Here is a 14,364-nt window from a genome sequence, read left to right on the forward strand (position 1 = left end):
CCTGGATTTTATTAAAAAGCAGGATAAAGCCCGCTTAACATTTCATTAGTAACTAAAATAATCTCATCATCAAACGAGCGAATAACGGTCCCATCTGGAACCTTTACATCTTCTTGAACTATCGCTTTCTCAATCAAACAATTACTGCCAATGATCGCATCAGGCATGATGACAGACTCTTTAATAATTGTTCCTTTACCGACCGTCACACCTTGAAAGAGAACAGATTTGTCAACTTCTCCTTCAATCGTACACCCTTCATTAATAAGTGACTCTTTTACAATTGCATCTGAAGAAATATATTGCGGCGGCTGGTTTGGATTGACAGAATAAATCCTCCAACCGTGATCAAATAAATCTAAATCGCAATCTTCACTTAACAAATCCATGTTAGCTTCCCAAAGGCTTTTAACTGTACCCACATCTTTCCAATATCCTTTAAACGGATAGGCAAATAACTTCTTATTTTCCTCTAAAAGCATCGGGATTACATCTTTACCAAAATCATGACTTGAATCAGGATTTCGTTCGTCCATTTCTAGATATTCTTTAAGTATATTCCAGCTAAATATATAAATGCCCATTGAAGCAAGATTATTCTTCGGATTGTCTGGCTTTTCATCAAAATCGGTAATTCTTAAATCCTCATCCGTATCCATGATCCCAAAACGGCTGGCTTCATTCCATGGAACTTCTATCAAGGAAATCGTAACATCCGCTCTTTTTTCAATATGGTACTCTAGCATATTCTCATAGTTCATTTTGTAGATATGGTCACCTGAGAGAATTAACACATAATCTGGCTGGTATTGTTTAAGATAATTTAGGTTTTGATAAATGGCACTGGCCGTGCCAGTATACCACTTTACTTCAGAAGATTCGGCATATGGAGGGAGTACAGTTACGCCTCCATCCTTTCGATCAAGGTCCCAGGCACTGCCAATCCCAATATAAGAATTTAATAATAATGGTTGGTATTGTGTTAAAACCCCAACTGTATCAATGTTAGAATTAGCACAATTGCTTAATGGAAAATCAATAATTCGATATTTCCCTCCAAAAGGAACAGCAGGTTTCGCTAGCTCCTTTGTCAGCGAATTAAGCCTACTCCCTTTTCCTCCTGCTAATAACATGGCTACGCACTTTTTCTTTGCCATTACCTTTTCGCTCCTTTCGCTTTTTAACCGGTCTGATAATTTGAAATCCAAACGCAGGAATTGTTAGATTGATTGAATGCGGCAGGCCATGGTATGGCTCTTCTGCTGCAATAATTGTTTTTTTATTAACCAATCCAGCTCCGCCGTATTCTTCATGATCACTATTGAAAATTTCGCGGTATTCACCACTTTTAGGAACCCCAATTGTATAGACAGGATAACTAACGCCTGTAAAATTACAAATAACAACTAAAGTTTCATCTTCCTTTTTCCCTTTTCTTATAAATGAAAAAATAGATTGTTCACTGTTATTTGCATCTATCCATTGGAATCCGTCTTGTAAATAATCAAGTTCGTAGAGAGCTTTTGATCGTTTATAAACTTTCGTTAGGAACTTAACATAAGCATTTAATTTTTGGTGCATTTCATAGTCCAATAAGTTCCAATCAAGCTGCTCTTTATCCTTCCATTCAGCAAACTGTCCTAATTCAAATCCCATAAACAGGAGTTTTTTTCCTGGATGGGCAAACATATAACCTAACAAAAGCCTTAGCTGTGCAAATTTTTCCCAATAATCACCTGGCATCTTATCCAATAATGACTTTTTCCCGTGAACCACTTCATCGTGAGAAAACGGAAGCATAAAGTTCTCTAAAAAGGCATATAAAAATGAAAACGTTACCTTGGAGTGAACATGAGACCGAAGAAACGGTGGTGTTTCCATGTACTCCAACATGTCATTCATCCAGCCCATATTCCATTTATAATCAAAGCCAAGTCCACCGTAACTAACTGGGGTTGTAACATTTGGATATTCGGTTGAGTCCTCCCCAATCATTACAAAATTTGGATCATGCTCATGAACTTGATTATTTAATTTTTTCAAGAAATCAATGCCAAATGGATTTTCTCGTCTTTCATTAGTTGCGTTTGGCCAGTATATGATATTTGCTACTGCATCCATCCGAAAACCATCAATATGGAAATAATCAATCCAAAATATGGCATTAGAGATAAGGAAACTTTGTACCTCACCTTTTCCAAGATCAAAGTTTGCTGTTCCCCATACAGCATTTTCTCGATCACTTTCGGTTGAATAGGAATAAATGTGTGTCCCATCGAAACGGTAAAGTCCATGCGCATCCTTGCAATAATGACCAGGAACCCAATCAAGAATGACTCCAATACCATGTTGATGCATTTGATCAACAAATTCTCTAAATTCATCCGGTGTCCCATACCTGGATGTTACCGAAAAGTAACCAATTCCTTGATAGCCCCAAGATGCATCCAGCGGGTGCTCAACAAGCGGTAATATCTCAATATGGGTAAAACCATGTTCCAATACATATGGAATAAGTTCTGCTGCCAGTTCTAAATAGGTTAGGTACTCCCCATCTTCTTTCTTTTTCCAAGACCCTAGATGCACTTCATAAATCACGGCTGGCTCTGAAAGAAGGGGCTTTTTTCCTCTTCGAGTCATCCATTGATTGTCCTGCCACTTATAATTTTCTAACGAATAAACAATCGAAGCTGTATTGGGTCTTAATTCAGAATAAAAAGCAAATGGATCTGACTTTAACAACCTTTCACCTGTTTGTGAGAAAATTTCATACTTATAAAGCTTTCCTGTTAGATCCCTGTTTACAATCAGAATCCATACTCCTTCATCGTTTACCCTTTGCAATTCATACCCTTCACCATTCCAGTTATTAAAATCCCCCGTAAGCCTAACTTCCGAAGCATTAGGGGCCCATACGCAAAATCGTGTATATATTTTATCGGAATTCTTAAAGATATGAGCGCCAAAAAGCTGATGACTTTGAAAAAAATTTCCTTCATGAAATAAATGCAACTGATAATCAGTCGGAAAAAACGTATTCACTGTCATGGCTCTCCTCATCCTCAATGAAAATATGTATTTCAAAAACCAATTATAAGTGTATTTTATCAATATTCCTCATAAAACTTTTTTATCTTTTCTGACAATAATCGATACAGTACGCCATGAAAAACTAATATTCGTCATATTTCGACACCATTCTTCAATATATCTATCATGAATCGTCAAAAAATTATAAAAAATTTTTGTCTTTTATAACTTTCTAGGCCCAAAAATGTTATTTTCTATATAATTCAAAATAAGCCTAAAATGCGGAAATGTAAGCGTTGCCAGTAGATTTTCAAAAAAAAGTAAGAGCGAAAGTATTATATCGATATAACACTTCTTAATGGGATGTTTTCTGTTCACTGGTGTGTGGTTTAAAAATCTAAGCGGTTATAATGTCAGGAATTAAGGAGGAGATTTTCTAGCTGAAGTAGAAATTTCATGGTATCGATAGATGTTTAGCAGCCAAGTTAAATATTGACTAAAATCGATCCAATTCAAACATAAAAAAACTGATAACAAATATGTTATCAGTTTTCTATGACCCCTACGGGACTCGAACCCGTGTTACCTCCGTGAAAGGGAGGTGTCTTAACCGCTTGACCAAGGGGCCATAAGATATGGCGGAGAAGGAGGGATTTGAACCCTCGCGCCGGTCACCCGACCTACACCCTTAGCAGGGGCGCCTCTTCAGCCACTTGAGTACTTCCCCGTTTGGCTCCGCAGGTAGGACTCGAACCTACGACCGATCGGTTAACAGCCGATAGCTCTACCACTGAGCTACTGCGGAATAATATGGTGGGCCTAAATGGACTCGAACCATCGACCTCACGCTTATCAGGCGTGCGCTCTAACCAGCTGAGCTATAGGCCCATATTGGAGCGGGTGATGAGAATCGAACTCACAACATCAGCTTGGAAGGCTGAGGTTTTACCACTAAACTACACCCGCATATTATATTTTATTATGGGGCGACTGATGGGAATCGAACCCACGAATGTCGGAACCACAATCCGATGCGTTAACCACTTCGCCACAATCGCCATAACAATATAGATTTAAAGCAAAAATGGTGGCTCAGGACGGAATCGAACCGCCGACACAAGGATTTTCAGTCCTTTGCTCTACCGACTGAGCTACTGAGCCATCATATGGCGGTCTGGACGGGACTCGAACCCGCGACCTCCTGCGTGACAGGCAGGCATTCTAACCAACTGAACTACCAGACCAATTGCGGGGACAGGATTTGAACCTGCGACCTTCGGGTTATGAGCCCGACGAGCTACCAGACTGCTCCACCCCGCGACAATAATATAGGTGATACATATGGAGGAGGAAGAGGGATTCGAACCCCCGCGCGGTATGACCCGCCTGTCGGTTTTCAAGACCGATCCCTTCAGCCAAACTTGGGTATTCCTCCAAATAAATGATGAAACTAATGGTGGACCTTGTAGGACTCGAACCTACGACCGGACGGTTATGAGCCGTCTGCTCTAACCAGCTGAGCTAAAGGTCCAAGTTAGAAAATCAATGAATTTTTGGTAGCGGCGGAGGGGATCGAACCCCCGACCTTACGGGTATGAACCGTACGCTCTAGCCAGCTGAGCTACACCGCCAAACTATTATTTTAAAATTATTGGTGGAGTCTAGGGGGATCGAACCCCTGACCTCCTGCGTGCAAAGCAGGCGCTCTCCCAGCTGAGCTAAGACCCCATTTATTATAAGAAGCATGGTCGGGAAGACAGGATTCGAACCTGCGACCCCTTGGTCCCAAACCAAGTGCTCTACCAAGCTGAGCTACTTCCCGTAAAAGTGCGCCCTGAGAGATTCGAACTCCCGACCTTTTGATTCGTAGTCAAACACTCTATCCAGCTGAGCTAAGGGCGCATATGAATTTAATAAATTTAAATGGTGCCGAGGACCGGAATCGAACCGGTACGGTAGTCACCTACCGCAGGATTTTAAGTCCTGTGCGTCTGCCAGTTCCGCCACCCCGGCATTAGTAGAGAGCGGAAGACGGGATTCGAACCCGCGACCCCCACCTTGGCAAGGTGGTGTTCTACCACTGAACTACTTCCGCATATCATGGGAAGTTATTTTGCTATCGCAAAATACTTTGGTGCGGGTGAAGGGAGTCGAACCCCCACGCCTTGCGGCGCCAGATCCTAAGTCTGGTGCGTCTGCCAATTCCGCCACACCCGCATATTCATTTAAATGGTGAGCCATGAAGGACTCGAACCTTCGACCCTCTGATTAAAAGTCAGATGCTCTACCAACTGAGCTAATGGCTCATACATAAGGTGCCGGCGAGAGGACTTGAACCCCCAACCTACTGATTACAAGTCAGTTGCTCTACCAATTGAGCTACCCCGGCAAGTAGTATGGAAAAGTATTAAAGTAAATATGGTGGAGGATGACGGGATCGAACCGCCGACCCTCTGCTTGTAAGGCAGATGCTCTCCCAGCTGAGCTAATCCTCCGTAATTACAGCCTGGCAACGTCCTACTCTCACAGGGACGCGTGTCCCAACTACCATCGGCGCTGAGAAGCTTAACTTCCGTGTTCGGTATGGGAACGGGTGTGACCTTCTCGCCATAATTGCCAGACCATATATTCGACACTATTTTATTATAATGTTTTTTTCATATTTTTCAAGAGGAAAATTTATTTTTTTCATTCCCTCAAAACTAGATAATGCAGAAGAAGTGGTAAACTCGAATTCACCTTAAAATTAGGATAAGTCCTCGAACGATTAGTATCAGTCAGCTCCACATGTTACCACGCTTCCACCTCTGACCTATCAACCTGATCATCTTTCAGGGTTCTTACTAGCTTGCGCTATGGGAAATCTCATCTTGAGGGGGGCTTCATGCTTAGATGCTTTCAGCACTTATCCCGTCCGCACATAGCTACCCAGCGATGCTCTTGGCAGAACAACTGGTACACCAGCGGTGCGTCCATCCCGGTCCTCTCGTACTAAGGACAGCTCCTCTCAAATTTCCTGCGCCCACGACGGATAGGGACCGAACTGTCTCACGACGTTCTGAACCCAGCTCGCGTACCGCTTTAATGGGCGAACAGCCCAACCCTTGGGACCGACTACAGCCCCAGGATGCGATGAGCCGACATCGAGGTGCCAAACCTCCCCGTCGATGTGGACTCTTGGGGGAGATAAGCCTGTTATCCCCGGGGTAGCTTTTATCCGTTGAGCGATGGCCCTTCCATGCGGAACCACCGGATCACTAAGCCCGACTTTCGTCCCTGCTCGACTTGTAGGTCTCGCAGTCAAGCTCCCTTGTGCCTTTACACTCTGCGAATGATTTCCAACCATTCTGAGGGAACCTTTGGGCGCCTCCGTTACTTTTTAGGAGGCGACCGCCCCAGTCAAACTGCCCACCTGACACTGTCTCCCACCCCGATCAGGGGTGCGGGTTAGAATTTCAATACAGCCAGGGTAGTATCCCACCGACGCCTCCACCGAAGCTAGCGCTCCGGCTTCTCAGGCTCCTACCTATCCTGTACAAGCTGTACCAAAATTCAATATCAGGCTACAGTAAAGCTCCACGGGGTCTTTCCGTCCTGTCGCGGGTAACCTGCATCTTCACAGGTACTATAATTTCACCGAGTCTCTCGTTGAGACAGTGCCCAGATCGTTACGCCTTTCGTGCGGGTCGGAACTTACCCGACAAGGAATTTCGCTACCTTAGGACCGTTATAGTTACGGCCGCCGTTTACTGGGGCTTCGATTCAGAGCTTCGCTTGCGCTAACCCCTCCTCTTAACCTTCCAGCACCGGGCAGGCGTCAGCCCCTATACTTCGCCTTGCGGCTTCGCAGAGACCTGTGTTTTTGCTAAACAGTCGCCTGGGCCTATTCACTGCGGCTCTTCGAGGCTATTCACCTCAAAAAGCACCCCTTCTCCCGAAGTTACGGGGTCATTTTGCCGAGTTCCTTAACGAGAGTTCTCTCGCTCACCTTAGGATTCTCTCCTCGCCTACCTGTGTCGGTTTGCGGTACGGGCACCTTTTATCTCGCTAGAGGCTTTTCTTGGCAGTGTGGAATCAGGAACTTCGGTACTAAATTTCCCTCGCTATCACAGCTCAGCCTTCACGAGAGGCGGATTTGCCTACCTCTCAGCCTAACTGCTTAGACGCGCATATCCAACAGCGCGCTTACCCTATCCTCCTGCGTCCCCCCATTGCTCAAACGATAAAGAGGTGGTACAGGAATATCAACCTGTTATCCATCGCCTACGCCTTTCGGCCTCGGCTTAGGTCCCGACTAACCCTGAGCGGACGAGCCTTCCTCAGGAAACCTTAGGCATTCGGTGGATGAGATTCTCACTCATCTTTCGCTACTCATACCGGCATTCTCACTTCTAAGCGCTCCACCAGTCCTTACGGTCTAGCTTCAACGCCCTTAGAACGCTCTCCTACCACTGACATCAAAGATGTCAATCCACAGCTTCGGTGATACGTTTAGCCCCGGTACATTTTCGGCGCAGAGTCACTCGACCAGTGAGCTATTACGCACTCTTTAAATGGTGGCTGCTTCTAAGCCAACATCCTGGTTGTCTAAGCAACTCCACATCCTTTTCCACTTAACGTATACTTTGGGACCTTAGCTGGTGGTCTGGGCTGTTTCCCTTTTGACTACGGATCTTATCACTCGCAGTCTGACTCCCACGGATAAGTCTTTGGCATTCGGAGTTTGTCTGAATTCGGTAACCCGATGAGGGCCCCTAGTCCAAACAGTGCTCTACCTCCAAGACTCTTACTACGTGAGGCTAGCCCTAAAGCTATTTCGGAGAGAACCAGCTATCTCCAAGTTCGATTGGAATTTCTCCGCTACCCACACCTCATCCCCGCACTTTTCAACGTGCGTGGGTTCGGGCCTCCATCCAGTGTTACCTGGACTTCACCCTGGACATGGGTAGATCACCTGGTTTCGGGTCTACGACCACATACTCATACGCCCTATTCAGACTCGCTTTCGCTGCGGCTCCGTCTCTTCAACTTAACCTTGCATGGGATCGTAACTCGCCGGTTCATTCTACAAAAGGCACGCCATCACCCATGAACGGGCTCTGACTACTTGTAGGCACACGGTTTCAGGAACTATTTCACTCCCCTTCCGGGGTGCTTTTCACCTTTCCCTCACGGTACTGGTTCACTATCGGTCACTAGGGAGTATTTAGCCTTGGGAGATGGTCCTCCCTGCTTCCGACCGGATTTCACGTGTCCGGCCGTACTCAGGATCCACTCAGGAGGGAACGAAGTTTCGACTACAGGGTTTTTACCTTCTCTGACGGACCTTTCCAGGTCGCTTCATCTACCCCGTTCCTTTGTAACTCCATGTTGAGTGTCCTACAACCCCAAGAGGCAAGCCTCTTGGTTTGGGCTATGTCCCGTTTCGCTCGCCGCTACTCAGGGAATCGCGTTTGCTTTCTCTTCCTCCGGGTACTTAGATGTTTCAGTTCCCCGGGTATGCCATCAATACCCTATGTATTCAGGTAAAGATACTGTTCCATTACGAACAGTGGGTTTCCCCATTCGGAAATCTCCGGATCAAAGCTTACTTACAGCTCCCCGAAGCATATCGGTGTTAGTCCCGTCCTTCATCGGCTCCTAGTGCCAAGGCATTCACCGTGCGCCCTTTCTAACTTAACCTAAAAGGTTTATAACTCTTACTTACATAAGAGAGAAAAACTAAAATGGCGATTACTCGATGTTTACTTTGCTTCTTCATTACGATTATCTAGTTTTCAAAGAACGAATGGTTTGAGAGAATTGCACTCTCAAAACTAAACAAACAAAGATCGTGTACAAACTGTTTTGTCTGGCTCACAGGTCCAGCTTTATCCTTAGAAAGGAGGTGATCCAGCCGCACCTTCCGATACGGCTACCTTGTTACGACTTCACCCCAATCATCTGTCCCACCTTAGGCGGCTGGCTCCTTACGGTTACCCCACCGACTTCGGGTGTTACAAACTCTCGTGGTGTGACGGGCGGTGTGTACAAGGCCCGGGAACGTATTCACCGCGGCATGCTGATCCGCGATTACTAGCGATTCCGGCTTCATGCAGGCGAGTTGCAGCCTGCAATCCGAACTGAGAATGGTTTTATGGGATTGGCTAAACCTCGCGGTCTTGCAGCCCTTTGTACCATCCATTGTAGCACGTGTGTAGCCCAGGTCATAAGGGGCATGATGATTTGACGTCATCCCCACCTTCCTCCGGTTTGTCACCGGCAGTCACCTTAGAGTGCCCAACTAAATGCTGGCAACTAAGATCAAGGGTTGCGCTCGTTGCGGGACTTAACCCAACATCTCACGACACGAGCTGACGACAACCATGCACCACCTGTCACTCTGTCCCCCGAAGGGGAAAATCCTATCTCTAGGAGTGTCAGAGGATGTCAAGACCTGGTAAGGTTCTTCGCGTTGCTTCGAATTAAACCACATGCTCCACCGCTTGTGCGGGCCCCCGTCAATTCCTTTGAGTTTCAGCCTTGCGGCCGTACTCCCCAGGCGGAGTGCTTAATGCGTTAGCTGCAGCACTAAAGGGCGGAAACCCTCTAACACTTAGCACTCATCGTTTACGGCGTGGACTACCAGGGTATCTAATCCTGTTTGCTCCCCACGCTTTCGCGCCTCAGCGTCAGTTACAGACCAGAAAGCCGCCTTCGCCACTGGTGTTCCTCCACATCTCTACGCATTTCACCGCTACACGTGGAATTCCGCTTTCCTCTTCTGCACTCAAGTCCCCCAGTTTCCAATGACCCTCCACGGTTGAGCCGTGGGCTTTCACATCAGACTTAAAGGACCGCCTGCGCGCGCTTTACGCCCAATAATTCCGGACAACGCTTGCCACCTACGTATTACCGCGGCTGCTGGCACGTAGTTAGCCGTGGCTTTCTGGTTAGGTACCGTCAAGGTACCGGCAGTTACTCCGGTACTTGTTCTTCCCTAACAACAGAGCTTTACGACCCGAAGGCCTTCATCGCTCACGCGGCGTTGCTCCATCAGACTTTCGTCCATTGTGGAAGATTCCCTACTGCTGCCTCCCGTAGGAGTCTGGGCCGTGTCTCAGTCCCAGTGTGGCCGATCACCCTCTCAGGTCGGCTACGCATCGTCGCCTTGGTGAGCCGTTACCTCACCAACTAGCTAATGCGCCGCGGGCCCATCTGTAAGTGTCAGCCGAAACCGACTTTCAGCTTTCCCTCATGAGAGGAAAAGGATTATCCGGTATTAGCACCGGTTTCCCGGTGTTATCCCAGTCTTACAGGTAGGTTGCCCACGTGTTACTCACCCGTCCGCCGCTAGACTCCGAAAAGTCTCGCTCGACTTGCATGTATTAGGCACGCCGCCAGCGTTCGTCCTGAGCCAGGATCAAACTCTCCAAGAAAGTTGATTAGCTCATTTGTTACGTTGGCTTAGTTTCGCAATTGAAACTAAAATTTATTGTTTGTTTGCACGATTTTGTTTGTTTAGTTTTCAAAGAACAATTTCCATAAAGCGAACAAGTCACTTGGATTTCAATTAACCGCTCGAAAGCGACTTCACTAATTTATCACACCTCACATCGTGGTGTCAACAACTTTTTTAATTTCTTTTTTCATTTGTTGAACCGCTTGATGAGGACGAGATTTAATATAACATGATAAATAAATGTTTGCAATATAATTTTATTTTTTTTCGAAACTACTTTCTAAATAGTTAAGCAAACAACATTTATATGCATCTTCCCATAGATACTCGTTTATGTGTAGAATTAAAGAAAGGAATTCTATATTTATCTTTTATTATCGGTATTTTTTCTAAGAATCAAAATTTCAGTCAACGACTGTATAAATGGACGTGATTTAAAATGAGCAGTGTCGATATGCAAATTTTAGTTAAACTTGGTGTTTCTGCAGTTTTTGGACTTATTATTGGTCTTGAACGTGAATTAAAAAGGAAACCGGTTGGCCTTAAAACAAGCCTAGTTATTTCTGTTGTAAGTTGCCTGTTGACGATTGTATCAATTGAATCGGCGTACATGTTTCCTGATTCAGATGATGTCAAAATTACTATGGATCCTCTTCGCTTAGCTGCACAAATTGTTTCAGGTATTGGTTTCTTAGGTGCAGGTGTAATATTAAGACGGGGAAATGATAGTATATCCGGTTTAACTACTGCTGCAATGATTTGGGGTGCTGCAGGAATTGGCATTGCAGTGGGAGCTGGTTTTTTCATAGAAGCATTCGCTGGGGTAGCACTACTTATACTTAGTGTTGAATTTGTCCCATTTTTAATGAAAATCATTGGGCCGAAACAATTAAGGGAAAAAGAAATTATGCTGCAACTATTTATTAGGGATCAAGGCCAAATTGAAAAAGCTATTTCCTTCCTATTAGAAAAAAATTATATCGTTCGTAGACTTAAGATTAAGGATTTAGATAATGGCGACCATCTCGTTCAAATATTAGTTGCCGTGGACTATCGCGAAAAAACAACTGATGTGTATGCCTCTGTTTCTAATTTAGAAGGTGTTCAAAAAGTAGAAATCGAAAGTATTAGTTAAAAAATTTATCCTTATTAAAATTTTCACTTGCAAGATTTTAATAATACAGATATAATTTTCTTGTACCAAATATTTGGGGGATTAGCTCAGCTGGGAGAGCGCTTGCATGGCATGCAAGAGGTCAGGGGTTCGAGCCCCCTATTCTCCATTATCTCGAAAACCTTTGCGATGCAGAGGTTTTCTTTTTTTGTTAGCATGTTAATTTCATTTTTTCCTACATAAAGTAACTGGACTCGAGAATACGTTTCTTATTACTATTTTCATTGATTTTTTAGATCAGACGGATTTATAAACTCTTCTTATTGGCCTCTCCTGTAATTTTTTTATAAAGTTATAAATCGTATAGCAGAAACTGCCTCCGATGGGCAATTTTACCTTTTTTCGAATTTTCTATTGCATATAACCTTATCACTATAATAAAATCATATTTGTAATTTAAAAATTTAGAAAAATCTGTATATAAAGGGGGATTTTTAAAAATATATACATCAACATGCTTCGATTTATTCTTTCTACAACCAACGACCAATCAGCATTGTCTTTATTGACCTCAATTTGAACAAAGGGTTTTATATGAGAGGGGGAGCTTCCATGGAGGCCAAAAAAACTAAGACTTATTCTGAAAGCGATTACACCTCAATTGTACAGTCATCATCTTTTCAAACATTACTCTCCGAAAAGAAAAAATTCATCATCCCGGTCACTATATTCTTTTTTTGTTTTTACTTTGCTTTACCAGTACTAACTTCTTATTCTACCGTGTTAAATCACAAGTTTATCGGCAGTATTACTTGGGCATGGGTTTTTGCCTTCTTACAATTCGTTATGACGTGGGCTTTATGTATGATTTATTCGAAAAAAGCTGCAAGATTCGATGAATTGGCTAATGAAGTCATCCAAGAAGGGAGGAATAACTAATGAATACAGCTGCTTTTACGATGTTTCTTTGTATCGTTTTTGTAACGTTAGTTATTACATATTACGCTTCAAAACGAACAAAAAATGCTAGTGAGTTCTACACAGCTGGCGGTGGTCTAACCGGATGGCAAAATGGACTTGCCATTGCTGGGGATTATATGTCTGCGGCTTCGTTTCTTGGAATTGCAGGTGCAGTTGCCTTAACGGGTTTTGATGGTTTCTTTTATAGTATTGGTTTCCTTGTAGCCTATCTTGTTGTACTTTATTTAGTTGCTGAACCACTAAGGAACCTTGGAAAATATACATTTGCTGATATGATTGCTGCCCGTTTTGATGCTAAAAAGGTCCGTGGCTTCGCTGCTATGAACACGGTTACGATTTCTATTTTTTATATGATTGCACAGCTTGTTGGTGCAGGAGCACTTATTAAATTATTATTAGGCTTAGAATATACCACGTCCGTATTAATCGTTGGGGTCCTAATGACTGTATATGTTATCTTTGGCGGTATGCATGCAACAAGTTGGGTACAAATTATAAAAGCTGTTCTATTAATGGGTGGTACCTTAGTTATTTCAATTATTGTTTTTGCCAAATTTAACTGGAGTATTACGGATATGTTTGCGCAAATGAAAACTGCCACTCCGTTAAAGGAAACCTTTTTAAATCCTGGTGTAAAATACAAAATTGGCCTTGATACCATCTCACTAAATATGGGCTTAGTTCTTGGAACAGCTGGTCTGCCACATATTCTTGTTCGTTTCTTTACAGTAAAGGATGCCAAAACTGCTCGTTCTTCGGTAGTTTATGCCACATGGATCATTGGGATCTTTTACGTTATGACTATTTTCCTCGGCTTCGGTGCCGCAGCCTTTGTTGGTAATAGTGCAATTGTAGCTGCAAATCCGGCAGGTAATATGGCTGCTCCACTTTTAGCACAAGCTCTTGGTGGAAACATGCTGTTTGCTTTCATTTCAGCAGTTGCTTTTGCAACGATATTAGCTGTTGTGGCTGGCCTTGTATTGACGGCTGCCTCTGCATTTGCTCATGATTTCTATAACGTTATCCTAAAAAAAGGAAAAGCAACAGAAAAGCAGCAAGTTGGTATGGCTCGCTGGGCAGCAGTGGGCGTTTCGGTGATTTCTATTATTCTAGCCTTAGGGGCACAAACCCTAAATGTTGCCTTCCTTGTGTCACTTGCCTTCGCTGTCGCAGCCAGCGCTAATCTACCGGTAATTCTTTATACCATTTATTGGAAGCGCTTCAATACAACTGGTGCTATTTGGGCGATGGTGGTTGGGCTTATTTCAGCCATCGGTTTGGTGATTGTCAGCCCGAATGTTTTCAGTCCTGAAGTTGGAAAAGCCATTTTTGTTGGCGAACCATGGTTCCCATATACAACCCCTGGAATTGTTTCGATTCCACTAGGATTTATTGCGGGGTACCTCGGAACGATCTTCTCTAGTCAAAAAGCCGATGTGAAAAGATATGAAGAAGTTTTGGTTAAGTCTAATACTGGCATTAACATAGGTGGCTAAATTAGAAAAGCGCAAGCGCCCTGGTCAGCGGCGTATGGCCTCCTCGAAAGAGCTAACTCTCTTTCTTCGTGCGATGCTTATGCTGCCGAAGTCTTCCTTGTGGAGCGCTCCAACTGAGATAAAGGAAACACGAAGAGCGTTAGCGCATTCGTGCTTGACTTATCGTAGGGCGGAGGGCGAAGGACACTAGCCGCTAGGGCCGCTTGCGCTAGACAGTAATCTTAGTTCAAAAACTTATCATATAAAAAAGAAATGGGACTGAATTGCTTCAGTCCCATTTTCATTGTCCTTATGAACTTTTC

The 14,364-nt window shown here is 44.0% G+C and carries 5 protein-coding genes, 22 tRNA genes and 3 rRNA genes; 4 read left to right on the top strand and 26 right to left on the bottom strand.

Annotated elements, in window-relative coordinates; all coding sequences use genetic code 11:
- Positions 1-11: 11 nt before the first annotated feature.
- The 26 genes from QNH17_RS23805 to QNH17_RS23930 all read right to left on the bottom strand — a co-directional run bounded on the left by QNH17_RS23805 (position 12) and on the right by QNH17_RS23930 (position 10,448).
- Positions 12-1,157, bottom strand: coding sequence for a glucose-1-phosphate adenylyltransferase (locus tag QNH17_RS23805; protein WP_283875556.1), 1,146 nt, complete (start codon positions 1,155-1,157; stop codon positions 12-14).
- Entirely contained in the window at positions 1,105-3,048 is a 1,944-nt protein-coding gene (gene glgB, locus QNH17_RS23810; RefSeq protein WP_283875557.1) for a 1,4-alpha-glucan branching protein GlgB, read from the bottom strand. Before glgB ends, QNH17_RS23805 begins: the two co-directional genes overlap by 53 nt.
- A 538-nt stretch (positions 3,049-3,586) precedes the next feature.
- Positions 3,587-3,658, bottom strand: a tRNA-Glu gene (locus QNH17_RS23815).
- A gap of 8 nt (positions 3,659-3,666) precedes the next feature.
- Positions 3,667-3,757, bottom strand: a tRNA-Ser gene (locus QNH17_RS23820).
- A 3-nt stretch (positions 3,758-3,760) separates the two neighbouring features.
- Positions 3,761-3,835 (bottom strand) — tRNA-Asn (locus QNH17_RS23825).
- 6 nt (positions 3,836-3,841) lie between these two features.
- Positions 3,842-3,918, bottom strand: a tRNA-Ile gene (locus QNH17_RS23830).
- Positions 3,919-3,922: 4 nt separating this feature from the next.
- Positions 3,923-3,996: transfer RNA gene (locus QNH17_RS23835), tRNA-Gly, on the bottom strand.
- A 16-nt stretch (positions 3,997-4,012) separates the two neighbouring features.
- A tRNA-His gene (locus tag QNH17_RS23840) sits at positions 4,013-4,088 on the bottom strand.
- 27 nt (positions 4,089-4,115) lie between these two features.
- Positions 4,116-4,191: transfer RNA gene (locus tag QNH17_RS23845), tRNA-Phe, on the bottom strand.
- Positions 4,192-4,197: 6 nt separating this feature from the next.
- A tRNA-Asp gene (locus QNH17_RS23850) sits at positions 4,198-4,274 on the bottom strand.
- Between the two features lie 2 nt (positions 4,275-4,276).
- Positions 4,277-4,350: transfer RNA gene (locus QNH17_RS23855), tRNA-Met, on the bottom strand.
- 22 nt (positions 4,351-4,372) lie between these two features.
- A tRNA-Ser gene (locus tag QNH17_RS23860) sits at positions 4,373-4,465 on the bottom strand.
- A gap of 19 nt (positions 4,466-4,484) precedes the next feature.
- Positions 4,485-4,561: transfer RNA gene (locus QNH17_RS23865), tRNA-Ile, on the bottom strand.
- Positions 4,562-4,584: 23 nt separating this feature from the next.
- Positions 4,585-4,661 (bottom strand) — tRNA-Met (locus tag QNH17_RS23870).
- 21 nt (positions 4,662-4,682) lie between these two features.
- Positions 4,683-4,758 (bottom strand) — tRNA-Ala (locus QNH17_RS23875).
- 17 nt (positions 4,759-4,775) lie between these two features.
- Positions 4,776-4,852: transfer RNA gene (locus QNH17_RS23880), tRNA-Pro, on the bottom strand.
- 6 nt (positions 4,853-4,858) lie between these two features.
- A tRNA-Arg gene (locus QNH17_RS23885) sits at positions 4,859-4,932 on the bottom strand.
- Positions 4,933-4,954: 22 nt separating this feature from the next.
- Positions 4,955-5,043: transfer RNA gene (locus QNH17_RS23890), tRNA-Leu, on the bottom strand.
- A 10-nt stretch (positions 5,044-5,053) separates the two neighbouring features.
- Positions 5,054-5,125 (bottom strand) — tRNA-Gly (locus QNH17_RS23895).
- Positions 5,126-5,162: 37 nt separating this feature from the next.
- Positions 5,163-5,247, bottom strand: a tRNA-Leu gene (locus QNH17_RS23900).
- A 13-nt stretch (positions 5,248-5,260) separates the two neighbouring features.
- Positions 5,261-5,336, bottom strand: a tRNA-Lys gene (locus QNH17_RS23905).
- A gap of 10 nt (positions 5,337-5,346) precedes the next feature.
- A tRNA-Thr gene (locus tag QNH17_RS23910) sits at positions 5,347-5,419 on the bottom strand.
- A gap of 30 nt (positions 5,420-5,449) precedes the next feature.
- Positions 5,450-5,525 (bottom strand) — tRNA-Val (locus tag QNH17_RS23915).
- Positions 5,526-5,534: 9 nt separating this feature from the next.
- A 5S ribosomal RNA gene (rrf, locus tag QNH17_RS23920) occupies positions 5,535-5,651 on the bottom strand.
- Between the two features lie 126 nt (positions 5,652-5,777).
- Positions 5,778-8,712, bottom strand: a 23S ribosomal RNA gene (locus QNH17_RS23925).
- A 198-nt stretch (positions 8,713-8,910) separates the two neighbouring features.
- A 16S ribosomal RNA gene (locus tag QNH17_RS23930) occupies positions 8,911-10,448 on the bottom strand.
- The 16S, 23S and 5S rRNA genes sit together here with 21 tRNA genes alongside, the layout of an rRNA operon.
- A 462-nt stretch (positions 10,449-10,910) precedes the next feature.
- Between QNH17_RS23930 and QNH17_RS23935 the strand changes: the two genes are divergently transcribed.
- The 4 genes from QNH17_RS23935 (at position 10,911) to QNH17_RS23950 (ending at position 14,062) form a co-directional block, all read left to right on the top strand.
- On the top strand, positions 10,911-11,606 hold the full coding sequence (locus tag QNH17_RS23935; protein ID WP_283875558.1) for an MgtC/SapB family protein: 696 nt from the start codon (positions 10,911-10,913) through the stop codon (positions 11,604-11,606).
- 75 nt (positions 11,607-11,681) lie between these two features.
- A tRNA-Ala gene (locus tag QNH17_RS23940) sits at positions 11,682-11,754 on the top strand.
- A gap of 443 nt (positions 11,755-12,197) precedes the next feature.
- Complete coding sequence (locus QNH17_RS23945) at positions 12,198-12,524, top strand: DUF485 domain-containing protein (RefSeq protein ID WP_283875560.1); 327 nt, start codon at positions 12,198-12,200, stop codon at positions 12,522-12,524.
- On the top strand, positions 12,524-14,062 hold the full coding sequence (locus QNH17_RS23950; RefSeq protein ID WP_283875561.1) for a solute symporter family protein: 1,539 nt from the start codon (positions 12,524-12,526) through the stop codon (positions 14,060-14,062). The genes QNH17_RS23945 and QNH17_RS23950 overlap by 1 nt, the downstream gene beginning before the upstream one ends.
- Positions 14,063-14,364: the final 302 nt, after the last annotated feature.

Origin of the sequence: Neobacillus sp. SuZ13 (assembly GCF_030123365.1) — a bacterium.
Classification (GTDB): domain Bacteria; phylum Bacillota; class Bacilli; order Bacillales; family Cytobacillaceae; genus Neobacillus.

What these genes read in the sequence shown, in the direction of transcription:
- glgB (WP_283875557.1), bottom strand. Translation starts at nt 3,048, where the DNA reads ATGACAGTGAATACGTTTTTTCCGACTGATTATCAGTTGCATTTATTT.
- QNH17_RS23935 (WP_283875558.1), top strand. Translation starts at nt 10,911, where the DNA reads ATGAGCAGTGTCGATATGCAAATTTTAGTTAAACTTGGTGTTTCTGCA.
- QNH17_RS23950 (WP_283875561.1), top strand. Translation starts at nt 12,524, where the DNA reads ATGAATACAGCTGCTTTTACGATGTTTCTTTGTATCGTTTTTGTAACG.
- QNH17_RS23805 (WP_283875556.1), bottom strand. Translation starts at nt 1,157, where the DNA reads ATGGCAAAGAAAAAGTGCGTAGCCATGTTATTAGCAGGAGGAAAAGGG.
- QNH17_RS23945 (WP_283875560.1), top strand. Translation starts at nt 12,198, where the DNA reads ATGGAGGCCAAAAAAACTAAGACTTATTCTGAAAGCGATTACACCTCA.